The sequence below is a fragment of the Vibrio sp. A1-1 genome (assembly GCF_021728175.1).
GTDB lineage: Bacteria > Pseudomonadota > Gammaproteobacteria > Enterobacterales > Vibrionaceae > Vibrio > Vibrio diabolicus.
Window position 1 is genome coordinate 134,180 of record NZ_JAKKCL010000009.1, and the last position, 26,412, is coordinate 160,591.

The window sequence follows — 26,412 nt, forward strand, 5'->3', positions numbered from 1 at the left end:
GTCCTAGATAATAGGGCCTTTAATTAAGGTTACATTATGAAAATTAAAGCATTATCAAAGCTAAAGCCTGAAGAAGGCATCTGGATGACTGAGGTTGATAAACCTGAAGTTGGCCATAACGATATTCTGATCAAAATTAAGAAAACCGCTATCTGTGGTACAGACGTACACATCTACAACTGGGACGAATGGTCACAAAAGACAATTCCAGTACCTATGGTTGTCGGTCACGAATACGTGGGTGAAGTGGTTGCGATTGGTCAGGAAGTTCGTGGCTTTGAAATTGGTGACCGCGTATCTGGTGAAGGTCACATAACTTGTGGTCACTGCCGTAACTGTCGTGGCGGTCGTACTCACTTGTGTCGCAACACGATCGGTGTGGGTGTAAACCGTGAAGGCGCATTTGCAGAATACCTAGTGATTCCTGCATTTAACGCGTTTAAGATCCCTGACGAGATTTCTGACGATCTAGCATCGATCTTCGACCCGTTCGGTAACGCGGTACACACTGCGCTTTCTTTCGATCTAGTCGGTGAAGACGTGCTCATCACTGGTGCTGGCCCAATCGGCATCATGGCCGCCGCAGTTGCGAAACACGTCGGCGCTCGTCATGTGGTTATCACAGACGTAAACGAGTACCGTTTAGAGCTAGCTCGTAAAATGGGTGTAACACGCGCAGTAAATGTTGCTGAAGAGAAGCTTGAAGATGTAATGGCTGAACTAGGCATGACAGAAGGCTTTGACGTAGGCCTAGAAATGTCTGGTAACCCAGCGGCATTCAACTCAATGCTAACCACAATGAACCACGGTGGTCGTATTGCATTACTCGGTATTCCACCATCAGATATGGGCATTGATTGGAACCAAGTGATCTTCAAAGGCCTAGTTATCAAAGGCATCTATGGTCGTGAAATGTTCGAAACATGGTACAAGATGGCTTCACTGATTCAATCTGGTTTGGATCTATCACCAATTATCACGCACCACTACAAGATTGATGACTTCCAAGAAGGCTTCGATGTCATGCGTTCAGGCATGTCTGGCAAAGTTATCCTTGATTGGGAATAATCTGCTCAAACAAGAAAGCGCTCCGAAAGGGGCGTTTTTTTTCGTTTTTTAAACGCTTAGATTTTTTATTATTTAGCTCACACCCTATCTCTTTTCGTTTCTAAAAGCTGTCTAATTCAGAAAAAACTGCCTTCTTCGTGTTTCAACGTATGCAGAATACACTAAAGACCTTCTATTTAATATGGTTAATTGGTGGTTTTATATTCCAACCTAAAAGAATATCTCGGTGTAAAGCTCTGCTTTTCTTTTGACAACTACAATGAACTGACTTCTTTTTATCTTTTTAATCTCGATATGCACTTTGTTTTATTTGTTGAGCTATAACTAATAATACAATCATCTGTATAGAGTTCACAGAGATAGAAATGGAGCTTCATATGAAAATTTTTTGTTTGATTATTCCCTTGTTATTTACAGTGTTGAGCTTACAAACGAGGGCAGAGACAATTAGCGGTACGATAGATGTTTCGATCAATTTAGTGGAAGGCTGTGTCATTAATGGCAACAATGCGGTGAACGGTTCCAGTAATATTGGTTTTGGCTCATTAAATTTTGGTGACGTTCCGGCCATTTTTACTGAGCAAGAAGCAGTCTTGACTGGGGAAGGTGGTACGGGGATCGAAATACTTTGCAGCAATGGAGTCACGCCTACTTTCTCTTTAGTCAGTGGTGCCAACGATCCCAGTTCGACGACAGGTAATCACGCAATGACCAACGGATCCGAGTTTGTGGATTATACTCTCTTCACTGATTCAGATCGTTCTACCCAGTTTACCTCGAGTAATCCTATAGCACTCTCTACATTTAATGGTGTTGATTCAGAGACCATTAATTTGTACGCCACGGCATACGGTACCAGCAGCGTCGCAGGAAATTATGTTGATACACTAAACGTAACTCTGAGTTGGTAAGTGAACTCTATATTACTCAAAGCATTTTTATTCACCGCCTGTGCCACTTTTTCCTATCCTATTTTTGCCGCGCAGAGTGAAACTTTCCAAGTGTCAGCAACCATTGATACGGGATGTCTGATCAATGGTGCGCTGACAGAAGAGAGTAACACTCAAATTGGAACAATAGGAGAGTTAAACTTTGGTGAACATTCTGCTATTTATGCTGCGGAAGTAGAAGGCAGCATCACCTACAACGGTGGGCTTACGTTAAGTTGTACCCCTGGCATAGCCATGAATATTAAGATTGACGGTGGTTTGAACGCTTCGGTAGGGGTACGCAAGCTGAAGCACACAGAAAAGTCGAGTACGGTGGATTATTTATTATTTGAAGATGCAGAACACTCTCAAGTATTAGACATTGATACCCCCTATTCTGTTGGAACTAATGAAGACCCTGACAACATTCAGGTGCCAATTTGGGCAAAGGCGATATTAAATGGAAATGAAATCGCTGGTATTTATACAGATACTCTTACCTTAACGCTTGAGTGGTAAGCGCTGTTTCGAAGAAATGATAACCTTCGGAGAAATTAAATGGATTTAATAATAAAAAGACTGGTTTTCGTCACTATTTTCTTATCAACGTTAACTTCACAGGCCTATGCTAATTCTCTCCTTATTTGGCCTATTTACCCTAAAATATCTTCTGAATCGAATGCGACATCAATTTGGATGGTTAATCAAGGCACTGAAGATTTTTATTTGCAGGTTCGTATTTTTCAGTGGGGGCAGAAGGATGGGCAGGATACATATGCGCAGCAACGACAACTGATAGCTACGCCTCCTTTTGTGAAAATTGCACCTGGTGCCAAGCAACTTATTCGTATATTAAATCAAGATGGAGCGCTTTCGAATAAAGAGTACGCATATCGTATTATCATCGATGAACTCCCGCCAGCTAAAGGGCCTCAAGATGAAAATAAAGAAAATGATCTGGCAGTAAAAGTGAGAATGAGATATTCCATACCATTGTTTATGTACGGTAAAGGGATGAAAAGACAATCCCAAGGAACAAATGAAGTTTGGAGCGGACTACAGGCAAAGATTATAAAGAGTAAAGATAAGAACCTTATTCATATAGAAAACACCAGTAATCACTATGTCAGATTAGTCAACCTAGCAGTGACCGCGCCAAACCAATCGCCTTTTATCGTTTCGAAAGGGTTAGCAGGGTATATATTACCTGAGCAATATAAAACGTGGCCTATTTCTTACTCCAATATGAAAAATATAAAAGTAAAGGCGGATATTGAAGGTAAGCGTTACGTTATTCCACTCGAACAAAATGAATAAGATTTTATATCTATCTTGTTTATTTACCAGTATGACGCCTGGCGTGGGTTGGTGCGACAACGTAGTGACCCATTTATCGCAGTTACCTAGTCCTGAGAACTTTTCTTATGAGAACTTTGAAAATATTCATTTGTCGTTAGAACTAGTCATTAATCAACGACCGACTGATTTAATCGCGGATGTTGAACGTAAAGGCGAGCGTTACTTCGTGTATAGAGACGATTTACTGTCTGCTGGCGTGGTCGCGGATGTATTACCTGGGACGCAAGAGAAGTTAGACATAACATCAATATCGGGTGTAGAGGTCGATTATTTGCAATCGTCACTGCAATTATTAATCACAGTGCCTCCTAATTGGTTGCCGATGCAACGCTTTTCTGCGCAGAACAGGAGGCGTTTTTCGCCCGCTAAATTCGGAACTGGTGGGTTATTTAATTACAGTGTGTTTGGTGTTTATGATCATGATAGTAGTCAAAAAGAAGTATCTATTAACCACGAATTGAGAGCCTTTTCCGAATTCGGCGTACTTTCTACGACGGGAATATTTAAATCTAACCTTCATCGAGACGTTCAAGCGCAACAAAGTAATAAATATACGCGCTTCGACACGAGGTACGAATATGTTGATCAAAGTCGTCGATTGCGCTTTGAAGTAGGGGATTACATTGTGAGGCCCCTTGCGTGGAGTCAACCAGTTCGAATGGCTGGTATTCAACTGTCACATGACTTCTCTATGCGTCCAGACGTGGTTACCGCACCTTTACCTGCATTTTATGGCGAAGTAACTGCTCCCACGACGTTAGATTTATTTGTAAACGGATTAAAAACCGATTCAATGTTTGTGGGGCCGGGACCGTTTGTTATCAATGATATTCCAATGGTATCGGGAGCTGGTGAAGCGACAGTGATTGCAACGGATGCCCAGGGAAGGCGGACTGCAATGACCAGTCCATTTTTCCTTTCAGCTAACTTGCTGAAGGCTAATTATACCTCTTACAACGCTAGTTTTGGTGCTTTACGCCGGAACTATGGCAACGCTTCAAATGACTATGGCGATGGTGCTGTTGTCGCAGCTGCGAGGCACGGAATGACAAACTGGCTAACGTTGGAGGCACAAACCGAAGCGAAAGATGACTTAATTGTTGCGGGAGTCGGTTTTGTTACCAACCTATTCAATATGGGAACGATTGATGGGGCGGTAAGGTTTAGCAATTATGAGCAGAGAGCGAGTTCCTATTCAGTTGGTTATAGTTATCAATCTCGAATGTTTAGCTTTGCCGCTCGTACCCAAGTTGAGAGCGAGGGATTTTACACGCTCTCCCAAACACCAGAGAGCTTGAGAAGTGACGGCACTAACGAGCGAGAGAATTTGTCTCGGCATGTCTCTCAGATAAATGTTGGCGCCCGGCTGAATGAGTTGGGTTCGTTGTCAGGGGGATACTTTGATGTTCAGCAAACCGACTCTCGATCGAGAATACTTAATGTAACTTACAGCCGCTCGCTTCCGTTCGATATCAACATGTCATTATCGTTTAATCGAAACATCGGTGGGGAGGCCGTTACGTTAGCACAATTCTCATTACCTTTGAGCGCTTTCTCTGGTAGCGCGGGATTAACCATGAAGCGTGAAAGCGATGGTCATCTTAGTGGCCGTGCTAGTGTTAGTCGACTTGCGCCGATTCGAGGTGGTTGGGGAATCAACTTAGCGCATGATATTAATGAAAAGCCTGACAATAGAAAGCAGGCCGATGTTACTTACCGAGCCTCTTGGGCGGAGTTCCGAGCGGGCTTAAACGGGACGAGTGGTAATTACGATTATTTTGCCGAAATGTCGGGTTCGGTTGCGTCACTCGATGGTGAAATATTCCCTGCAAATAATGTGTACGATAGTTTCGCTGTTGTCAGTACTAGCGGTTTTGAAGGTGTGCCCGTCAAATATGAGAATCAAGTCGTTGGATTGACTGATGATGACGGTTACTTACTTGTGCCGTGGGCAATGGCATATTACACCGCAAAATATGAAATTGATCCGCTTAGATTACCAGCCAATGCTTTTTTCCCAACAACAGAACAATACGCGTCGATACATTCTGGGTACGGCTATTTGCTCGAGTTCCCAATAGCTTTGCAAGTTGCGTTAAGCATGGAGGTTGTTGATGAAAATGACGCCTACTTGCCATTAGGAACTTATGGTCAATCAGATACTGGAGTGGTAGGGCAAATTGGTTGGGATGGAGTGACGTATTTTGAGGGGCGTAATGTAGGTGAGTACATTATCTTTTACCCCGAAGGCTTTCCACCATGTAAAGTATTTATAACGGGGCTCTATCAAACACGGAGCGAGAAAATACAGACATTAGGTAAACAAGTCTGCACGAAAGAGCAAAAATCAGAGGTACAATTATGAGTCGGTATTCTCGTTATCTTTGGTTTTTTCTTCTTTTTATATCGTCCGGTAACATGGCTTGTGAGCTCACTGCGCCGACGCCTTTGATTCAATTTGGAAGCGTTTCCTCGTTTACCGTTTCAACTATTCAGCAACAGAGCTCAGCCCAGCCACACGCAGGGATAACGTGTGACTTTTCTACACTTGTTTCTTTGTTGAGTGGCGATTATGTGTCTGCAACGTTTAACAGCGCTAACGATGGGCGGTTGCTTAATGCGGCGGATATCAGTTCGGAACTTAGCTATCAGATTTTTGGAGATCCAAGCCTTTCGCAAGAGTACATTTTTGGCCAAACTTACAATTTTTTTGAAATTGGGCTGCTCGATTTACTAGGTTTATTTGGCACTCAAGCTGAATTTCCGCTTTATGCCCGGACAGGAGCTGGTAGTAATCTCTCAGCAGGGACTTATCGAGACCAAATTACGGTGTCTTGGATTTGGAATTATTGCTCAGGAATTGGAGTTGGAGGCGTATGTCTTGGGCGAGAAACAGGCAATGCACAAAGCTTGATTACGGTAGAGTTGGAAGTCACTCCCGATTGTATGATCACGGCGCCAGATATTAATTTTGGTTCATCACCATTGGTGGCAGGTTTTGACCCTGTCAGTCAGGTTATATCATTAACCTGTACCAAGAACAGTGCTTTTACCATTGGTTTAAACGACGGTGTGAATGCCTCCGGAGGCCAACGACGGATGGCATCTGGCGGTAACTATTTGGAGTATGAAATCTATAAATCCTCATCGACGGAGCGGTGGGGGCATACTGGTTCTGAACGTCGTGAACAGAGCGATGTGGATACGGGTGACACCATTCCCGATGGCATCACTCCGCAGAACTTCAATTATCGCGCAGAGATAATAACAAGCCAAACCACCCCACCAGCTGGCACTTATACCGACTCGATAATCGTTGATGTTCAATTTTGAGCATCATATCAATTGCATAACTAGAGGCATCTATTCCAAAAAACTTTTGTAATCATAGTTTTCACTCTATTCCCGCTTAATTCTGTGCGATTAGTATGGTTTTGTTTTCACAACATTTAACTTGAAGGAATAAGGAAAACTATGAAGAAGTCACTGGCAGCACTAGGTTTGGCGTTGGTATTTACAGGAACAGCTTACGCAGCAAGCTGGGGTTACGAGGGGAGTCACGGGCCTGAGCATTGGGGCGAGTTTGCGTCTGAATGTTCCAAAGGTCAAAACCAAAGCCCAATTAATATTGTCTCCGCAGCAGAAGCGAAGTTAGACAAATTGCAGTTCGACTACCATGGCAAAGCAATCTCATTGCTCAATAACGGCCACACCCTGCAAACCAGCCTAGAGGGTGACAACACACTGTTGATTGATGGCAATGCATTCACGTTAAAGCAGTTCCACTTCCATACTCCGTCAGAAAACCATGTGGATGGCAAAGAATACCCATTAGAAGCGCACTTTGTGCATGCTGATACAACTGGCCATTTGGCGGTTGTGGCCGTGTTTTTTCAATCCGGAAAAGCGAACCCAGATTTAGCGAAGTTAATAGCAAGCATACCAAGTAAAGATCAAGGTGTAGAGATTAAATTGCCATTTGAAGCGGATGCGTTGCTTCCAAAAGACAAAGCGTATTATCGCTTTAATGGCTCACTAACGACACCACCATGCTCTGAAGGGGTACGTTGGTTAGTGATGAAAGAAGCACAAACTATTTCCCCTGAGCAGATTAAAGCGTTTACGACAGTGATGGGGAAAAACAATCGTCCTATCCAACCATTGAATGCTCGTATGGTGTTAATGCAACACTAACCAATCCAAGCAAATAAAAAATGAAAAAGCCCGCTTGAATAAAGCGGGCTTTGTTATTGGTATTGATGGAAATTAGAAGCCGTGATCTTCTTGCTCTTCAGCTTTTATCATTTGAACTGGGTCGAGCTTGAGTGTTTGAGTTGGGAAGGCGATATCTGCTTCGTGTTCTTTAATGATGTTAATTACTTGAAGAAGAACATCCTGTTTAACCTCATGGTATCTCACCCAATTCACGGTTTTTGTGAAGGTATAAATGAAGAAATGCAGTGACGATGGACCGAACGTATCGAAGTTGACGATAAGCGTTTGGCGTGCATCAATATCTTTGTGATTCTTAAGCATCTCTTTCACCGCTGTAATGATTTGCGGCATTTTTTCGGCGTCGTCGTAACGAAGTCCAATTTTTTCGTAGATGCGTCGGTTTAGCATGCGAGATGGGTTTTCTACGACTATGTTGCTAAACACAGAGTTTGGCACATAAAGAGGACGCTTATCGAAAGTTCGGATGATGGTCATTCTCCAGCCAATTCGTTCTACCGTACCTTCAATTTGGCGATCTGGAGAGCGGATCCAGTCGCCAACTTTAAACGGACGATCGAAGTAGATCATAAGGCCGCCAAAGAAGTTCGACAGCAGATCTTTCGCCGCTAAACCAACGATTAAACCACCGACACCACCAAAGGTGAGCAATCCTGACAGTGACAAGCCAAACGCCTGCATCACAGTGAGAATTCCGACGGTAATAAAGAACAAGCGCGCGACTTTAGCTATCGCTTGCACTGTGGTTTCATCTCGGTTTTTTTGTTCTAGGACGTACTCTTCAACATTGGTGATGAGTCGCATAACGGTCCAGACGAAGATACTGATCACCAAAATCAGTTTCAGCGTGCTTAACCAGTTTATTTTATCGTTGAGCTCGCTCTCTAATATGATGCCGATAGAGACGGTTGCTGGCCAACACCAAATGAGTGTACTGACTGGCGCTTTTAGCGCGTCAAGCAACATGTCATCCCAGTGGAAAGGGGTTTTCTCTACTAGAACTGCGAGACGAGAGCGGATCAGTCGCCAAGCTATCCAAGCAATAAAGCTGGCGAGTGTAATGAAAAGGACACTCCCACTCCAATCTTGATGAGATGTTTCAATATAGCTTTGCAAATCGGTAAACCACTGTGACATATGTAACTTCTTTCTAGTGAACCATGGAAGGAAAGGTAGCAGATATTACTCCTTCACCCCAGTGATTTCCTTTAAATCATTTACTTATGTATAAATCGCCTGAGGTAGGCTATTTCGTGAGGTGAAAAGTGAGTGGTCAAAACTGGGTGATGAGCCGCCGTTCCATTCGTGTGCGGAGCTTCGTCATCTCCGATATGCGTTGATATTTGAACGATCAATTATAACTTCTCTGACTTATCGCTAACATTTATCTTAAGTAAGTGTGAGAGTGTATTGGCTCTTGAATTAGCGGAGGCAGATATGGAATTTACAGAGCTGGATCGAAACGCGCTCTACGACATCTGGATGTCACAAAAAGCCAAAATGCACATCACTCAAATGGAAATGGCGAAGCGCCTTGGTTTGAGTCTACACGAGTTTTCTGGCTTGTTACGTGGTAATTCTCCACTGACGCTAGGTTTTGTAAAACAGCTATGCGAGCAGCTACATGTACGTCCTGGTCAGGTGATTCCGTCTTTGACGGAGCGTGATCTATCTGCATCTGGTACCGTTTATTTACAAAATCGTGTGACGGTGGATGGCGATATCAGTAACGTGTTTATCGACGGAAACCAAGTCGTGATTGAGTACGTTCACCAAGTAAGCTAGCTTGCTCGTCAAACTATCGGGTTGAAGAGCAATAAAAAAACGAGCCAATTGTGGCTCGTTTTTTCGTTTCTGTTTTTAATCGCCTGCAAAGATTATGGGATTTTCACTAGCGAATCGCGAGAAAGATCCGCGATAGACTTCGCGCCTGTCAGCGTCATAGCTACACGCATTTCTTTATCGTACAGATCCAGTAGGTTTTCAACGCCTGCGCCGCCTTGTGCAGCCAATGCGTACACAAATGAACGACCAAGTAGTGTGCAGTCAGCACCCAGTGCGAGCATACGAACCACATCAAGACCAGTACGGATACCTGAGTCCACAAAGATCTTAAGATCGCCTTTTACCGCATCTGCAATGCTTGGTAGTGCTTTAGCACTTGAAAGTACGCCATCTAACTGACGACCACCATGGTTAGATACCACAATGCCATCCGCGCCGAAACGTACCGCATCTTTCGCGTCTTCTTCGTCGAGGATGCCTTTGATGACCATAGGGCCATCCCAAAAGTCACGAATCCACTCAAGATCTTTCCAGGAGATAGACGGGTCGAAGTTTGCGCCTAACCAGCCGATGTAATCTTCTAGTTTTGTTGGTTCGCCGCGATACGTTGAGATGTTACCTAAGTCGTGCGGTTTACCAAGTAGACCCACATCCAGTGCCCAGCTTGGGTGGCGCATCGCCTGGAATACACGACGCATGGCTGCGTTAGGGCCGCTCATGCCTGAGTGCATGTCACGGTAACGCGCGCCAGGAACTGGCATATCAACGGTAAACACCAGCGTTGTGACGCCCGCAGCTTTTGCACGCTCAAGCACGTTCTTCATAAAGCCACGGTCTTTAAGCACGTAAAGCTGGAACCACATTGGACGTTCAATTGCAGGTGCGACTTCTTCAATCGGACAAACCGAAACAGTCGACATAGTAAACGGGATGCCTTTTTTCTCGGCTGCTTTTGCTGCTTGCACTTCGCCTCGGCGCGCGTACATACCAGTTAGACCAACAGGAGCTAGCGCGATTGGCATTGCCAGTTTCTCACCGAAGATCTCGGTTTCTAGGCTCAAATCTGTCATATCGCGTAGGACGCGTTGGCGAAGAGCGACATCACCCAAATCGTCAGTATTACGCTTCAGCGTGCGTTCGTCGTAAGAGCCGCCATCAATATAATGGAATAGAAACGGGGGAAGCTTGGCTTTCGCGGCAGCGCGGTAGTCAGTAGAAGCTGAGATAATCATAATGGTGTCCTAGCGGTTATTCTAAGCAAAGTTGTGGAGCAATTTGCTCTTTCGTTGAGCCTTCATCGCAAAGCAGTGAAGGCATCAAAATGAGTATAGTTACCTATTGTTCACTTACGTTTGAACTGGTGATGTTGGTAACTCATTTACATAATTGATTGAAAAATTTTGTTAAATCACTCAATCAGTTATACAAATTGGAAAGGATGACACAGCTGCCGGGGGGATTGATGTAGCAAGCTAAATCAACATGTCGGGGTAGTAGTGCTGACAGCTGTGTCAAATTAGGCAGGGCTACAAACCCTGCGTTTCGCGTTACTTCATCAAGACATCCGTCATTTGGAGGCCGTAAATCAACACCAAACCAATAATGCCCGTCATTACAATGTAGTAGAACGTAGGGATAATAGTCTTACGTAATGTTGCGCCTTCACGGCCAAGTAAGCCTACGGTGGCTGATGCGGCAACAACGTTGTGAATCGCAATCATGTTACCTGCGGCAGCACCAACGGCTTGAAGCGACACAACAATCACACTCGAAATAGACAGTGTTTGTGCCACTTCGAATTGGAACTGGCTGAACATCATGTTTGAAACCGTATTTGAGCCAGCGATGAACGCACCCAGCGCACCAACGGTGGCACTTAGTGCTGGGAACGCAGAACCGACAAGGTCAGAGGCAAAGTTCGCTGTTGTGACCGGCATGCTTGCTAGGTCAGCGCCGTTAATACCAGAGTTGATGAAGATACGAACCATCGGGATGGTAAATACCAAGACAAACCCCGCGCCAATCAGTGTTTTGCTTGACTCGCCAAACGCTTCACGCAATGGCTTTGCGCTACCGCTTTGTAACATTGCGGCAAGCAGTGCGACAAACACGAGGATGCCACCTGGCAGGTACAATGGCTGAATAGCGGCACTCACACCAGTCTCACCAAGAATATTGCTGAACGACAAACTTACGCTTTGTACAAAGCCTTTCAGTTCCGGACTTACGCGGCTTGCGACGAGAACTACCGCCAGCATTACATATGGTACCCAAGCTTTTACGATGCTCATTGGCTTGCCTGGATTGTCGTTTAGATCGACTTTTAGCGAGCCCAGCCATTCAGCAGGCCATTTGTCTTCGCTTTCGAAATCCCACTTAGTCTTTGGTACTAAGAAGCCTTTTTTCGCTGCGGTAACAACAATAGAAAGACCAACCAAACCACCGATAAGTGAAGGGAATTCTGCACCCAAGAACACACCAGTTAACGCGTATGGCACAGTGAAAGAGACGCCTGCGAATAAAGCAAATGGTAGAATATCCAGACCTTCACTCCAGCTTCTGTTCTTGCCGAAGAAACGTGTTAACATCATCGCCATTAATACAGGGATCATCGTACCTACAACAGCGTGAATCACAGCAACGTGCGCGGTGATATCTTGCAGGTACATTTCCCATGTTGCGCCTTGTGCAGCCAAAGATTCACTGATGTTATGCGTGTCTAAACCTTTGTTTACACCCACGATGATTGGTGTACCCACCGCACCGAATGAAACAGGCGTTGACTGAATCATCATGCCCATTAGGACAGCGGCTAGCGCAGGGAAGCCGATTGCAACCAGTAGTGGTGCAGCAATTGCTGCCGGGGTACCAAACCCTGATGCGCCTTCAATGAATGAGCCAAAACACCAAGCAATGATGATGGCTTGCACACGGCGGTCAGCTGAAATATCGGTAAATCCATTACGGATAGTGGTGATCGCTCCAGTGTGTTTTAAAGTGTTGAGCAAGAAGATGGCACCAAACACGATCCATAGAACAGAGACAGTAATGCCTAGCCCTTGGAATACAGAAGCCAGTACGCGATTGGCTGACATATCCCAAAACATTAGGGCAATAGCGACGGTTAAACCGAACGCAACAGGCATGGCTTTTTTAGCAGGCCAGTTGAGACCAACCAATAAGATGGCGGCAACAACAATTGGCGAAAATGCCACTAGGGCAAGTAGGGTTTCACTCATTTGTACATCCTTCGTACGCTGACTTCTCGAACGGTGTCAATCCGCTGTAGAGGTGACTTTTTGTTGTAATGGTTTTGTTAATTTGGCGTGAATTTACTCCTTTATTTTTTGTTGATATAGGGAAATAATGAAAATAATTAATTCCAAAAGTGACATAATCGTATGAGAGCAGACGACTTAATCCTATTTTCTCAAGTAATCGAACTGGGCAGTTTTAGTAAGGTTGCAGAAGCAAATAACCTTACAAATTCGGTAGTTAGCAAAAGAATGGCAAGGTTGGAGGAAGAGATAGGGGCGCAGCTATTATATCGAACAACGCGTAAATTGACCTTAACCGAAGCAGGTAAGGTGTTACTCCACAGTGCTAAAAATGTGAAGCAGGCCACTCAGGAGGCTATGGACGCTGTTGCAGGCTTTGGAGAGAATGTGAGCGGTCACATAAAAATGTCCGTGCCTTGTATCTCTGGAGATTTGATACTTGCTGATGCCGTTGCGGAATTTTGTAACCTTCATCCGGGCCTGACCGTGGACATGTCATTGGATAATCGTTTTGTTGATTTGGTTGCTGATGGCTATGATTTGGTCATTCGAACTGGCTACCTAGCCGATTCCAGTTTGATCGCACGACATATTCTCGATTCCCAATGGGTGGTATGCGCGTCCCCTTCATATATCGCTAAAAATGGGAAGCCGATCGAGCCGATTGATCTCACCACGCACAATTGTCTGCAATACGCTTACCAAACCACAGGTGCAACAGACTGGGAGTTCAAAGGAGAAGATGGTAATTACATCGTCAAAGTCTCGGGCTGCTTTTCTACTGATAACGCGACCGCATTACGTAAAGCCGCTCTGGGCGGCCATGGTATAGCTTACGTCCCGCGCTGTTTGGTGTACCACGATATTCGTAATGGCCAGCTGGTGGATATTTTCCCCGAACTAGTGGGTAAAAAGTTGGGTATCTATGCGGTGTACCCGTTTACTCGTCAACCACCGAATAAAGTGAAACTGCTTATTGAGCACATTCGTGATCGTTACTTAACGATATCTCATTATTTCTAGGTTCTTCATAGATTTAAAACAATGTCGTTGAAATCAATATTGGGTGCTCTAAGGTGGTCACCGCAATAAAACGATATGAAAATAAACAACTTAATAAAAACAACGGAGTAACACGGACGTTATGCATTACCCAAAAACACGTAAAGATTCTGTCGTGGACACTTACTTTGGTCACGACATTGCCGACCCTTATCGCTGGTTAGAAAATGATCGCAGCGAAGAAACCGCACAATGGGTTTCGGGTCAAAACTCGGTAACATTCGATTTTCTTGGTCAGATCCCGTATCGCCAACAGATTCGTGACTTGGTCGCAAACAGTCAAAATTACGAGAAATACTCTCAGCCATTTTTGCGCGGTGATTATACTTACTTTTACAAAAACGACGGTTTGCAAAACCAAAGCGTGCTGTATCGTCGTAAAGGGGAGGGAGAAGCCGAAGTCTTCCTTGACCCAAATACGTTCTCTGAAGAGGGCACGACCTCTCTTGGCGAAGTCAGCTTCTCGAAAGATTATCGTTTGGTCGCGTATTCCATCTCGGAAGGGGGCAGTGACTGGCGCAAGATCTTTGTTATTGATGCGGAAACCAAAGAGCAGTTAGAGCCTGAGATTATGGATGCGAAGTTTACGTCGATTTCTTGGCGGGGCAGCAAAGGCTTCTATTACTCAAGCTATGATAAGCCGCAAGGCAGTGAGTTATCTGCGCGAACTGAACATCACAAGCTTTATTATCATGAACTTGGTACACCTCAGTCCGAAGATAAAGTGATTTTCGGTGAGTTGGATACGCAGGTTCACCGTTATGTGTCTGGTACCACGACGACGGACGATCGCTTCCTCATTATTTCTGGCGCAGAATCCACATCGGGTAATCGTCTGTTTTATATCGATTTACAGTCTGAGTCCCAAGCGATTGTGACGCTTCGTGATACAACGCAAGGCGACACCTACTTGATTGATAGTCAAGACGAAACCTTGCTGCTTTACACCAACCTAGATGCGCCGAATGGTAAAGTTGTCAGCTACAACACCCGAACAGCGCAATGGATGGATGTGATTGCTGAACAAGAACAGCCGTTAGAAATCAGCAAAGGTGGCGGTTATCTGTTTGCGACTTATATGGTGGATGTACTTTCTAAAGTGCAGCAGTTTAACTACCAAGGTGAATGGATTCGAGATGTTGAACTGCCGGGAGAGGGTACGGCTTATGGTCTAGCGGGTAAAAAAGAAGAAACCACGCTGTATTACACCTTTACTAACTACGTGACGCCACCGACGATCTTCTCATTTGATGTTGAGTCTGGTGAATCGACGCTGTTTCAAGAATCAAAAGCGCCATTCGATCGCAGTGAGTATGAATCAAAACAGGTGTTCTACACCTCAAAAGATGGCACGCAAGTACCGATGATCATCTCATACAAGAAGGGCATCGCACTTGATGGTAGTGCGCCAACCATGCTGTATGGTTATGGCGGTTTTAATATCAGCCTCACTCCGATGTTTTCTGGCAATGTGGCCAACTGGCTAGAATTGGGTGGTATTTACGCTGTCGCCAACATGCGAGGCGGCGGTGAATACGGTAAAGCTTGGCACAACGCAGGCACTCAGCAGCAAAAGCAAAACGTGTTTGATGACTTTATTGCGGCGGCGGAATACCTGATTGAAAACGACTACACTAGCTCGGATCGCCTAGCGATTCGCGGTGGTTCAAATGGCGGCTTGTTGGTTGGTGCGTGTATGACGCAACGCCCTGAACTATTCAAAGTCGCGCTGCCTGCGGTTGGCGTGCTTGATATGCTGCGTTACCACACGTTTACGTCTGGAGAAGGCTGGAAGTATGACTATGGCACGTCTGAGCAAAGCGAAGCGATGTTCCAATACTTGCTTGGCTACTCTCCTGTTCACAATGTAAAAGAAGGCGTGCAGTATCCTGCGACATTGGTGACAACCGCCGATCACGACGATCGTGTGGTTCCAGCACATTCGTACAAGTTTATTGCGGAGCTGCAAGACAAGCAGCAAGGTGCTAATCCAGTATTGATACGCATTGATGTCAATGCTGGTCATGGTGCAGGGATGCCGCTGAGTAAGCAAATTGACCTCACCACAGACGTGTATGCATTTACGTTACATAATATGGGTATTGAGTCGATTTAATGCTTTAGTTGCTCGAAGCTTCTGAGAATAAAAAATGCCGCGACACTGTCGCGGCATTTTTCATGGTTGGGGGAACTCAATTCATACTGTTTGCTTGTATGTGAGCCAGGTTGACTAAGTCTGACTCTTGAACCAACCAGTCTCGGCGGCCAAACCGAAAGGCAGCTACGCCATTCTTAAGACAAGATGAAATCATCACCTTTTCTTAATCCTAGTTTATGAATATGAAACTGTGATGAACCTAAGCCGCATTGTGCTGATTTTCACTGTTTTCAAGATCAAATGAGGCATCTATCAGTTTTTTCGTGTAGTCATTTTTAGGGTTTTGGAAAATATTTTCGGCCGTACCTTGTTCCATGACCTCGCCTTTTTGCATGACAAGAACACGATCAGAAAGGGCTTTGACGACTGATAGATCGTGGCTAATAAACAAGTAGCCAATGTTATGCTTTTTCTGCAAATCTTTCAGAAGGTCAATCACTGTCAGTTGCACCGAGCGGTCTAATGCAGAGGTTGGCTCATCAAGCAGAATAAACGAAGGCTCAAGGATCAGTGCTCGCGCGATAGCAATACGCTGACGCTGGCCTCCTGAAAACTCGTGCGGATAACGGTTGATGGACGCGGGATCTAAGCGAACCTCACGGAGCACGTCGCGTGCTTTCTGCATACGTTCTTTTTTGCTCAACATTGGTTGGTGGACAGTTAATCCTTCCGTGATGATCTCGCCGATAGTCATACGAGGAGAAAGCGAACCATAAGGGTCTTGGAACACCATCTGAACGTCTTTTTTCAGCTCAAAACGTTCTTTGTTTGTCAGCAAAGCCATATCTTGGCCTTTGTATTCGATTTTACCTGTGGATGGCAGGAGGCCTATCAGTGCGCGGCCGAGGGTAGACTTGCCTGAACCGGATTCCCCAACAATCCCGAGTGTTTCCCCTTGTTTGAGCTCAAGAGAAATGCCTTTTACGGCTTCGAAGTGCTCATTTTTACTGGCAATAAAATGCGACTTTATCAAGAATTTGACTCGTATATCGTCAGCTTTTAATAGTTGTGTAGCACTCTCACTAATAGGGTCCTTACTGCCTTTTGGAATCGAGTTGATCAGCATACGTGTGTATTCGTGCTTTGGGTCTTCGAAGAGTGTTTGCGTTTCGCCTTCTTCGACGACTTCCCCTTTACACATCACAATGACACGGTCGGCAAAGTGTTTCACGACGCCTAAATCATGAGTAATAAATAGGATTGCCATGCCCATCTGAGCCTGAATTTCTTTAATCAGGTGCAGCACTTCTGCTTGAACCGTGACATCTAACGCGGTGGTTGGTTCGTCGGCAATTAAAATATCGGGTTCGTTAATCAATGCCATTGCAATCATGATGCGTTGCAACTGACCGCCAGAAAACTCGTGCGGATATTTGCTGTACGCTTTCTCTGGCTCTGGCATGTGAACCAGTTCAAACAGCTCTAACACTCTCGCTTTGGCTTTCCGTCTATCCACTGGACGGTGGCACATGATGGCCTCAGCAACTTGGATCCCCACCCGCATGTATGGGTTCAGTGAGGTCATCGGCTCTTGAAAAATCATACCGATACGATCACCGCGAATGCTTTGCATTTCACGCTCCGTTTTATCCAAGATGGAGCTACCCTCAAACATGATGGATGAGTTCGTATGCAAAATAGCGTTGTCTGGCAATAGTTTCATCAATGCATTGGTTGATACTGACTTGCCAGACCCAGACTCCCCAACGATGGAAAGCGTCTCGCCTGCTTTTAAATCGAAGCTAACATTCTTTACTGCATCGACGATCCCATCGTTTGTCGTAAAGCTGACCGATAAGTTATTCACCGAAAGAATGGTTTTAGAAGACATCACAGATCCTTGTGGTTGATAAAGCAAATGAAACACAAGCAATGGGAAGCGCGAAGTCTGGCAGACCTCATTGCTTGGATTCTAGATTAATTGTAGAGGTGATGATGATAAGGCGAAGAGTCCGCTGAACTCATCGCTTGCAAATGCAAAAACTGCTCATGCGCGCGCGTCACATGGTCTAGCTCAATCATCCATTGAGCATTGCGTTGAGCAGAGCAAAATGCCGCCATATGAGCTAACAAGTCTTCACTTTGTTGACCAAGTAAATGACCCACACGTTCAATAAGTTCATGATTCTCTAATTGCAAGAATTGAAATAGTGCGTACGTTTGATTGAGTGTTGAAAAAGCATCGCGCTGTAATCCGAGTTTGTTGAGAATCTCCGATTGTGCAACGCACGCATCTCTCAGCCCGGTGATGAGACAGACAAACTGACAAGGTTTGGTGTGAGCATTTTCGAGCGCCGAATGAATGTGGTTGGGTAGATTGCTGAGTACATCGTCGTATAAACGATGTGCCTCGGGCCAATGGCCTTGTTCCATCAATTGCTCTGCTTTCAAGTAGCGCATCCAGCATTGCTCAATATTCATGTCCATCTCCACAAGAGTTGATTTGTTTTGATATTAAATGAAATTGATTATCAATTGCAAGTGCGTATTGATATCACTTTTGTGCTCATAAAATGTCCAATTAAACTAGGGTTGAAGGTAAATCACTTAAAATTAAGCAAATAATCTCTACACTCAAATGACGAAAATAAGAAAAAAGGAAGTGGATATGGCAATACTAAGATTGGAAGCTAAGCAGCTATATTCTGTAGCAGATCTAGAGAATATGCCATGTAAGTCGACCAAGGAGTTACCTCCAATTGATGAGATTGTGGGCCAAGAGCGCGCGCAAAAAGCGGTCGAGTTTGCGATGTCCATCAAAGAGAAAGGGTATAACATCTACGCCATTGGTCAGAATGGGCTAGGTAAACGCACCATGATCCTGCGCTATCTGAATCGTCACCAGCACGATGCAGCAGCCTTGTTTGATTGGTGTTACGTTGCGAACTTTGAAGATACCCGCACACCCAAGGTATTGAAGCTGCCTTGTGGTATCGGGAATAAGTTACGTGTTGATATTGAAGCCTTAATGGGCAAACTACTGAATGCTTTACCCCTAGCGTTCGACAATGAAATGTACTTTAGCCGCGCTGAGCGATTAAAAAATCAATTGGCAGCGAAGCAACAAAACGAGCTGGACCGCATTAGCCGAGAGGCAAAAGAGAAAGGCATTAGCTTGACGCTTACCACACAAGGCGATTATCAGTTTGTCGCCATGAATGGTGACGAGCTTCATACGGAAGAGTCTTTTGATGCACTAAGTAAGAAAGAGCAAGAGCAGTTCAGCGATGCCATTGATGAACTCGAAGTACGATTACGTTCGATGGTCCGTGAACTCACAGAGTGGGAAGAAACTTACAGCGACAAAATCAAAAAGCTTAATGATGAAGTGACGCTCGATGTGATTACTCACTTCATTAAAAAGCTCAAAGTGGATTACGCAGAATATTCTGAAATCAAAACGTACTTAACTGAGCTGCAAAAAGATATTGTTGAAAACGCAGATATCTTCCTTGACCAAAGTGGTGAGCAAGGCGAAATTGCAACGGCGTCGTTGGATAAAAAATTGCCACGTCGTTATAAAGTGAACGTCTTGGTAAGCCGTAACAGCAGTGACTTTCCTATCGTTGTTGAAGAAAACCCCAATTACCATTCGCTCTTCGGTTCGATTGAGACAGCCACTTTCAAGGGAACCGTGTTTACCGACTTTTCGCTGATTCGTGCGGGGAGTTTGCATAAGGCGAATGGCGGCGTTCTGTTAATGGATGCACAGAAAGTGCTTGAACAGCCTTACGTTTGGGATGGTTTGAAGCGCGCACTGCGTGCTCGTCAATTGAGCTTTACCTCCCTAGAAAAAGAAGTGACATTGACAGGGGCGGTATCACTCGATCCCGAGCCTATCCCGCTCGACATTAAAATCATTCTGTTTGGTGACTACCGAACTTATCAATTACTGCAGCATTACGATCCAGAGTTCAGTGAGTTGTTCCGAGTGACAGCGGATTTTGAAGATGAGATGAAGCGGACGCCAGAGTCGGAACTGCACTATGCGCGCTTTATTTCTAGCGTCGTGAACGACAACAATATGCTGCACTGTGATAGAAAGTCCATGGGACGGATTATCGAATACAGTTCACGCTTGTCTGGTGATCAAACCAAGCTATCACTCCACTCTGCCAATATTGCGAATTTATTACGTGAGTCAAACTACGTTGCTCGTCAAGCCAACTCCAACATGATCCGTATCGGTCATGTGGAAGAGGCGCTCAAGAACCAAGAAATGCGAGTGAGCCGATTACGCGACAATGTGATGGAAACGTTTGTTAACGGTACAACCTTGATTCGCACTGAAGGGAAGGCTATCGGTCAAGTGAATGCCCTCTCGGTATTAAGTACCAGCGACTACATGTTTGGTGCTCCGAATCGCATCACCGCGACGACGTGTTACGGCGATGGGGATGTTATTGATATCGAACGCAGTGTGGATTTGGGCGGCAGTATTCACTCTAAAGGCGTGATGATTCTATCGGCCTACTTGTCTTCCGTGTTTGGTAAAACGGCGCGAGTACCATTAACCACAACGATTACGTTTGAGCAATCTTATGGTGGTGTCGACGGTGATAGTGCCAGCATGGCAGAGCTATGTGCTGTAGTGTCTGCTTTTTCAAAGCAACCAAACCGACAAGACATTGCGATTACAGGCTCGATGAATCAGTTTGGTGAAGCTCAGCCGATTGGTGGTGTGAACGAAAAAATTGAAGGCTTTTACGATGTGTGTGTGATTAAAGGTCGTCATGAAGGGCAGGGGGTCATTATCCCGCAATCTAATGTTCATAACTTGATGCTCCGTTCCGACATCGTGAAAGCAGTAGAAAAAGGTGAGTTTAATATTTGGGCGATTGATCATGTCACTGAAGCCATCGAGCTGTTCACGGGGAAAGTCGCCGGTGAGCCAACCGATGAAGGTTCTTATCCAATAGATACGATTTTTGGCCTTGCTCAAGCTAAGCTCAATTCGTTGAGAAAATAGCCTAAAACCGCCCTAAATGTGAATGTATCTCATCATAAGTGATCACAATTTATCATAACGACAATATCCCGACACTACTGTCGGGATATTGTCAATAACAGATTGAAAATGGGGACTTTTTGTACTAGACAAAAGTGTGATCGACCTCTAATATTCGCCACTTGTTTATTCGTCTGGGAACTTTCCCGTCGCAAGGAAGCATAGATATTCAAATAACCGAAATGCAGCTTCAGTATTGAGAGTTGCTTGAGTTCGTTTGGATATAGGCATCACGCATACAACTGAGGTCCAGTCATGCAGTTATCACTGAAAAATTTGTCAGTACGAACGCAAATTTTGGTTCCGGTATTATTTACCGCGATTGTTTTGTTTATTGCTTTGTGGATTACTAAAAACAATCTTCAAGCTGAGCAAGATGTTATTGCTTCCAACCAAGAGTCTTTGGTTTTCCATAAAGACACTTTGGCGCGTATTGACGATGAAATTTATCCACTTCGTATTACAGCGGTTTACGCTATCTACGACGCTTCCCGTCGTGAAAATTTTCTTAATGAATTGAAAGAAGGCTTAAAGCAGGTTGAAGCTGATTTAAGTGCGATTGAAGCTCGTAATCTGTTTCGTGAAGATGCGATTAAAGTTCGCCAAGCGATCGAAGCCTATGTTCGATATTCAGAGCGCTCAGTGGCTTTCTTTAACCAGTACGATCAAGGCTTGAAATCGGACAGTGAGTACCGTGCATTCATTAAAGAGTACCGTAATGTTGGCCGAGAAATGGTTCAACAAATCAATACTCTGTCGAAGCATGTGAATGATCAAGCAGAGCAGTCGACCATAAGAAGCCATCAACAGAATGAGCGTGTACAAAACAACGCTATGTTGACAGTTCTTGCGGTATTTGCGTTCTCATTGGTGGGGGCGTGGATCTTATCAGGCATGATTGTTACGCCTATTCAAAAACTTCAAGAAGTGATGCGTCAGTTGGCAATGGGCAACTTATCAGTTCGCGCAGATGTAGATGGTGATAACGAAATTGCGAAGCTGAGCAAAGATGTTAACCAAACAGCAGAACAGCTTTATAACACGGTCGACCAGCTTACTCGCATCAGTGAAGAGGTGGCATCGGCATCGACTGAGCTTGCCGCAGTAATGACGCAAGCAGAAGCGAATGCTCAGCTAGAGCTCGCTGAGATCGAACAAGTTGCATCGGCTGTTAATGAACTTGCTAGCACGGCAAACAACGTGAGCGATAACGCAACGTCTGCGGATTCGACAGCTCGCGAAGCTGATGGTCTTGCGCAATCAGGTCTGGCTATCTTCCAAGAGAGTGCAGAAGCAAGCGCACAGATGTCTCAGGCATTGAACGATGCAGCGCAAGTGGTACTGCGTTTAAAAGAGCAGTCGGTTCAGATCAACGACGTTATTGAAGTGATTCGCGGTGTCTCTGAGCAGACCAACTTACTCGCATTGAACGCTGCGATTGAAGCTGCGCGTGCTGGTGAGTCTGGTCGTGGTTTTGCGGTTGTTGCGGATGAAGTACGTATGCTCGCGGCACGCACGCAAGACTCGACTCAAGAGATCCAAACGATTATTGAAGAGCTTCAAGCGCAGTCTGGGCTTGCGAATGACAGCATGCAAGTCAGCCTTGACATGCTCAGTCGTAACAACGAACTGACGCAACAAGCGAATGAGGCATTGGTTGGTATTACCGAGTCGGTAGCCAACATTAACGATTCAAACACGCAAGTGGCAACCGCAGCCGAAGAGCAGTCTCAAGTCACTCAAGACATCAACCGCAACGTGGTTAACATGTCTGAACTCGTTAACCAGAATGTGGCGGGTATTAGTCAAAGCGCAAGCGCGAGTACTGAGCTTTCATTACTTGCAGAGAAGCAGAAAGAGCAATTGAGCTTCTTTAAGCTTTAATTCGCTATTCGCCTAACAAAATGTATAAATCCCTGAGCTATTGCTTGGGGATTTTTTTGTTTGTGAGAAATTGACTTAAAATCAGGAAGTCTATCTAAAACAGTCATTTATTGAAAATATTTTGCGAGCAAAATCACATATAATGAGATTGTTTTTACATTTTTTGCGTCAATTTTTTTTTGACGCGAACGATTTTTTTACCTCAACCGATAACTTGATGGTTGAGAGGTATTCATATCGTCATTTTACTTGGTGTTTTCTTCTATAAGTGCTGTTTATTCAACGCGTTGCGTGAAAAATAACAGCTGCTACTATGCCGCCAGTTTTCTCGTTGGTACAGAAAAGTCCTGTTTTTCTGGTGAGAAAATACATATAAAACAATGATATGGAAAATAACAATGAAATTAAAAACTTTAGCTGTAGCAGTGGCGCTAATGGCATCAGGATCTCAAGTTGTCGCTTCAGAACTATACAACCAAGATGGCACTTCTCTTGAGATGGGCGGCCGCGCTGAAGCGCGTCTTTCTATGATGGATGGTAAGGCAAAAGACCGTACTCGCATCCGTCTTAACTTCCTAGGCAAACAGGAAATCAATGAAAACCTATACGGTGTTGGTTTTTGGGAAGGTGAGTTCGAAACAAAAGAAGAAGGTGCCGTAGATAACAACAGTGATCTTGAAACTCGTTACGCTTACGCAGGCCTAGGCGGTAAATACGGTGAAGTAACTTACGGTAAAAACGACGGTGCATTATTCGTTCTTACTGATTTTACCGATATTATGGCTTACCACGGTAACACTGCAGCACTTAAACTGCCTGTATCTGACCGTACAGACAACATGCTGTCTTACAAAGGCCAATTCGAGCAACTAGCTGTACGTGCTAGCTACCGCTTTGCTGATCGCACAACAGATGCAAAAGGTTTTACAGACAACGAGGAAGATGGCTTCTCTCTATCTGGTATCTACGCATTTGCTAATACTGGTATTGAACTAGGTGCTGGTTATGCAGACCAAAACGATAGTGATGAGTTCATGCTTGCTGCTGCATACTCTGTAGGTGATTTCTACTTCGCTGGTAACTACACAGGCGCAGACGTGGATGTTGCAGGTGAGTCTGCGGATTACAAAGGCTACGAACTAGCTGCATCATACACTATGGGTCAAACTGTATTTACTTCTACGTTCAATAAAGGTGAGCTAGAAGATGCTGATACTGTAGAAAACCTAGCTGTTGATGTTACTTACTACTTCAAGCCTAACTTCCGTGGCTACGCATCATACAACTTCGATCTAATGGATAACGAAGGCGCTGATGAAAAAGATGAACTAGCGCTAGGTCTACGTTACGACTTCTAAGTCGAAACTGTTATCTAAGATTCTGCCTTATTCTTAGTAAACAAAACCCCTTACTTTACAGTAAGGGGTTTCTTGTTTTCCGGGTATCAAAACTGGTCGCTACTTGGTGCTCGTTATCAAAGCTACCTTTTTAGTGTGAGTTTAGTCCCATCAAATTTTAGGTGACTCAGGAGACTTTTAGCGTTGGTTTTACCAACCTCATCAAACTCCATTCCATAGCGAGCATGGTGTGTCGATTTTTGTAAGTTACAAATACGACCTCTCAATGGCGCGAGCATGTGGCTTTCACCGGGCATGGTTAGGTCCAATGAAACGCGATCACCAACCTGAAGTGGTCGGCTCATTGGTGATGTCACAAAGCGGCACCCACTGCGAGATAAATCTCTTATCTCGCATTCAGTTCGATAGGCTTCTAAACAAACACGCGCCCTCAAATTCACTTCGTAACGTACTTCTTTACGAAGCTGAAAGACCTGCATGGTGTTGGGTAGACTTAGCACCAAAATTGGATACGGGTCGCCGAGTCGGTGCTGCAATTGCGCCCGAAAAGGAATGACAGCACCTTCCCCTCGATGAGAGTACGCTTTTACATTGATCCAAAAGCCTTCTTGAAAATAAAATTTCAAGTCCTCATCGGAGATGTTCGGAACCTCTATCAATGCGGTATTATTTGAGTGACAGCCGACAAATGTGCTGGTTGTAATAAACTTGGTACCAACAGGTGTCGTGACGTTTAAACTTACTTCACTGCCATGTTCGACCATTGCCATTGCATCGGTGCTATTTAGTGTACTTGCCTGACGTTCGAGTGCCTTCTTGCTTTGCAGAGGTAGTTTGCCGTCTCTGGCAATAGGGCTCATATTTCTCATTATTATTGTCGTACCTGATTTGAGAAGGTAAGGGCGTGAAGTGACAGAGCACTTCCGCATGGTGTTGATTCTATTCAGTGATATAGTTTGATTCAATCAATCCGTAACAAAAATTAGAGAGCAAGATATGCATAAAGTAACTCATGAAGTTGAAAACAACACATTTTGGGTTGATTTAGAACAAGGTTATAAAGCCAAGGTGGTTTATCAGCTTGAGAATAATGTCATGCACATCACATCAACCGTAGTTCCTGAAGCATTACGAGGTAAAGGGTACGGAAAAGTGATGATGGAAGCGGTATTGCCAGAAATTGAGGCACTCGGTTATCAAATCAAACCAGTCTGTCCATATGTCATTCATTATATGGAGAAAAACCAAGCGTGGTCACATCTGCTTGCATGATGATGAACGACAACCACCAACGTTACCAAAGCATTGGCCAGGAGCTAAAGCTCGGGAATTATCAATCGGTAGAAGTCATACAATCGCTATGGGGAGGCTATGGTGAGTTAGTCCGAGTTAATTATTCAACTTGTTCGGTGATCATTAAGCATGTAAAACTCCCTAAGCCTTCAGAGCATCCAAGAGGTTGGAATACTGACCGATCTCACCAAAGAAAGCTGCACTCTTATCAGGTGGAAGTGAATTGGTATACGCATTTTTCCAGAGAGGTGAGCACTCGCTGCCGAGTACCACAAGGTCTAAAAACGTTCCAATCGGAGAATGAATGGCTCATCGTGATGGAAGATCTCGCCGAGGCGGGCTTTCCAAAAGTCATCACAGATGCAAAGCTAGAGCATCTACGAGCCTGCCTTGCTTGGTTGGCGAACTTTCATGCGCGCTACATCGGTGTTCGCTCGGATAAGCTGTGGCATAGCGGCACGTATTGGCACTTGGCAACCAGACCCGATGAGCTTGAGGTGCTGCAAGACACCGAGCTAAAAAATGCCGCTCAATTAATTGATCAAACGCTTTCGCAAGCCAAGTTCAAGACGCTTGTACACGGTGATGCTAAATTGGCGAACTTCTGTTTTAGTCTAGAAGAATCAAGCGTTGCTGCGGTCGACTTTCAATACGTCGGACATGGCTGTGCGATGAAAGACGTAGCACTGTTCATGAGCAGCGCCGTCAAGCCAGAACGTTGTGCAGAGATGGAAGTTTGGGTCTTGGATACGTATTTTGCTCAGTTGCAACAGGCGTTAATGGTTTATCAGCCGAATCTTGACCCCAATGAAGTCGAGCGCGAATGGCGTCCTTTGTTTGCGCTTGCGTGGGCTGATTTTCAACGCTTTGTGAAAGGTTGGAGCCCTGATCACTGGAAGATCAATCCTTACACAGAAGCATTGACTAGCAGAGCGCTGGCTCACTTACGAAAGTGAGTAGAAGTTTAAAAAGAAAAGCCCCCCAATTAGGAGGCTTT

21 protein-coding genes are annotated in these 26,412 nt (G+C 44.8%); 15 read left to right on the forward strand and 6 right to left on the reverse strand.

Features of this window, described 5'->3' with window-relative positions; genetic code table 11:
- Positions 1 to 36 precede the first annotated feature (36 nt).
- The 7 genes from tdh (at position 37) to L3V30_RS14370 (ending at position 7,550) form a co-directional block, all read left to right on the forward strand.
- The gene (tdh, locus tag L3V30_RS14340) at positions 37 to 1,068 is read left to right on the forward strand and encodes an L-threonine 3-dehydrogenase (RefSeq protein WP_005394871.1); all 1,032 of its coding nucleotides are present in this window, start codon (positions 37 to 39) and stop codon (positions 1,066 to 1,068) included.
- 377 nt (positions 1,069 to 1,445) lie between these two features.
- Complete coding sequence (locus tag L3V30_RS14345; RefSeq protein WP_233059815.1) at positions 1,446 to 1,979, forward strand: spore coat protein U domain-containing protein; 534 nt, start codon at positions 1,446 to 1,448, stop codon at positions 1,977 to 1,979.
- Positions 1,980 to 2,516, forward strand: coding sequence for a spore coat U domain-containing protein (locus L3V30_RS14350; protein ID WP_237309164.1), 537 nt, complete (start codon positions 1,980 to 1,982; stop codon positions 2,514 to 2,516).
- A gap of 39 nt (positions 2,517 to 2,555) precedes the next feature.
- Complete coding sequence (locus tag L3V30_RS14355) at positions 2,556 to 3,314, forward strand: molecular chaperone (protein ID WP_109169221.1); 759 nt, start codon at positions 2,556 to 2,558, stop codon at positions 3,312 to 3,314.
- A gap of 31 nt (positions 3,315 to 3,345) precedes the next feature.
- Positions 3,346 to 5,721: a fimbria/pilus outer membrane usher protein gene (locus tag L3V30_RS14360; protein ID WP_237309189.1), complete on the forward strand. Its 2,376-nt coding sequence runs from the start codon at positions 3,346 to 3,348 to the stop codon at positions 5,719 to 5,721.
- Entirely contained in the window at positions 5,718 to 6,689 is a 972-nt protein-coding gene (locus L3V30_RS14365; protein ID WP_237309165.1) for a spore coat U domain-containing protein, read from the forward strand. Before L3V30_RS14360 ends, L3V30_RS14365 begins: the two co-directional genes overlap by 4 nt.
- A 141-nt stretch (positions 6,690 to 6,830) precedes the next feature.
- Positions 6,831 to 7,550, forward strand: coding sequence for a carbonic anhydrase (locus tag L3V30_RS14370; protein WP_237309166.1), 720 nt, complete (start codon positions 6,831 to 6,833; stop codon positions 7,548 to 7,550).
- A 72-nt stretch (positions 7,551 to 7,622) separates the two neighbouring features.
- On the opposite strand, the gene L3V30_RS14375 is transcribed toward L3V30_RS14370, so the two are convergent.
- Positions 7,623 to 8,726 carry a mechanosensitive ion channel family protein gene (locus L3V30_RS14375; RefSeq protein ID WP_046875767.1) on the reverse strand — a complete coding sequence of 368 codons (1,104 nt, stop codon included), beginning with the start codon at positions 8,724 to 8,726 and terminating at the stop codon, positions 7,623 to 7,625.
- 300 nt (positions 8,727 to 9,026) lie between these two features.
- Here L3V30_RS14375 and L3V30_RS14380 point away from each other — a divergent pair, with 300 nt between their 5' ends.
- A complete protein-coding gene (locus tag L3V30_RS14380) occupies positions 9,027 to 9,374 on the forward strand; it encodes a helix-turn-helix transcriptional regulator (RefSeq protein ID WP_005375109.1) in 348 nt (115 codons plus the stop codon).
- A gap of 92 nt (positions 9,375 to 9,466) precedes the next feature.
- Here L3V30_RS14380 and lldD read toward each other — a convergent pair whose 3' ends face one another.
- Both lldD and L3V30_RS14390 read right to left on the reverse strand, forming a co-directional pair.
- Positions 9,467 to 10,606, reverse strand: coding sequence for an FMN-dependent L-lactate dehydrogenase LldD (gene lldD / locus L3V30_RS14385; protein WP_005383962.1), 1,140 nt, complete (start codon positions 10,604 to 10,606; stop codon positions 9,467 to 9,469).
- A 315-nt stretch (positions 10,607 to 10,921) separates the two neighbouring features.
- The gene (locus tag L3V30_RS14390) at positions 10,922 to 12,613 is read right to left on the reverse strand and encodes an L-lactate permease (RefSeq protein WP_237309167.1); all 1,692 of its coding nucleotides are present in this window, start codon (positions 12,611 to 12,613) and stop codon (positions 10,922 to 10,924) included.
- Positions 12,614 to 12,775: 162 nt separating this feature from the next.
- Between L3V30_RS14390 and L3V30_RS14395 the strand changes: the two genes are divergently transcribed.
- Positions 12,776 to 13,675, forward strand: a complete 900-nt coding sequence (locus L3V30_RS14395; protein ID WP_005375112.1) for a LysR family transcriptional regulator — start codon at positions 12,776 to 12,778, stop codon at positions 13,673 to 13,675.
- Positions 13,676 to 13,796: 121 nt separating this feature from the next.
- Positions 13,797 to 15,830 carry a prolyl oligopeptidase family serine peptidase gene (locus tag L3V30_RS14400; RefSeq protein ID WP_237309168.1) on the forward strand — a complete coding sequence of 678 codons (2,034 nt, stop codon included), beginning with the start codon at positions 13,797 to 13,799 and terminating at the stop codon, positions 15,828 to 15,830.
- Between the two features lie 241 nt (positions 15,831 to 16,071).
- On the opposite strand, the gene L3V30_RS14405 is transcribed toward L3V30_RS14400, so the two are convergent.
- Complete coding sequence (locus L3V30_RS14405; RefSeq protein WP_005394878.1) at positions 16,072 to 17,703, reverse strand: ABC transporter ATP-binding protein; 1,632 nt, start codon at positions 17,701 to 17,703, stop codon at positions 16,072 to 16,074.
- Positions 17,704 to 17,789: 86 nt separating this feature from the next.
- A complete protein-coding gene (locus L3V30_RS14410) occupies positions 17,790 to 18,293 on the reverse strand; it encodes a hypothetical protein (RefSeq protein WP_237309169.1) in 504 nt (167 codons plus the stop codon).
- Between the two features lie 187 nt (positions 18,294 to 18,480).
- On the opposite strand from L3V30_RS14410, the gene L3V30_RS14415 reads away from it, so the two are divergent.
- The 3 genes from L3V30_RS14415 (at position 18,481) to L3V30_RS14425 (ending at position 24,122) form a co-directional block, all read left to right on the forward strand.
- Positions 18,481 to 20,841, forward strand: coding sequence for an ATP-binding protein (locus tag L3V30_RS14415; protein ID WP_005394880.1), 2,361 nt, complete (start codon positions 18,481 to 18,483; stop codon positions 20,839 to 20,841).
- Positions 20,842 to 21,135: 294 nt separating this feature from the next.
- Positions 21,136 to 22,764, forward strand: coding sequence for a methyl-accepting chemotaxis protein (locus L3V30_RS14420; protein WP_005394881.1), 1,629 nt, complete (start codon positions 21,136 to 21,138; stop codon positions 22,762 to 22,764).
- Between the two features lie 398 nt (positions 22,765 to 23,162).
- The gene (locus tag L3V30_RS14425; protein ID WP_005394882.1) at positions 23,163 to 24,122 is read left to right on the forward strand and encodes a porin; all 960 of its coding nucleotides are present in this window, start codon (positions 23,163 to 23,165) and stop codon (positions 24,120 to 24,122) included.
- A gap of 122 nt (positions 24,123 to 24,244) precedes the next feature.
- Here L3V30_RS14425 and L3V30_RS14430 read toward each other — a convergent pair whose 3' ends face one another.
- Complete coding sequence (locus L3V30_RS14430) at positions 24,245 to 24,982, reverse strand: flagellar brake protein (RefSeq protein WP_237309190.1); 738 nt, start codon at positions 24,980 to 24,982, stop codon at positions 24,245 to 24,247.
- A gap of 136 nt (positions 24,983 to 25,118) precedes the next feature.
- Between L3V30_RS14430 and L3V30_RS14435 the strand changes: the two genes are divergently transcribed.
- Positions 25,119 to 25,394 carry a GNAT family N-acetyltransferase gene (locus L3V30_RS14435; protein ID WP_006741945.1) on the forward strand — a complete coding sequence of 92 codons (276 nt, stop codon included), beginning with the start codon at positions 25,119 to 25,121 and terminating at the stop codon, positions 25,392 to 25,394.
- Positions 25,394 to 26,371 carry an ecdysteroid 22-kinase family protein gene (locus tag L3V30_RS14440; RefSeq protein ID WP_237309191.1) on the forward strand — a complete coding sequence of 326 codons (978 nt, stop codon included), beginning with the start codon at positions 25,394 to 25,396 and terminating at the stop codon, positions 26,369 to 26,371. The genes L3V30_RS14435 and L3V30_RS14440 overlap by 1 nt, the downstream gene beginning before the upstream one ends.
- Positions 26,372 to 26,412 lie beyond the last annotated feature (41 nt).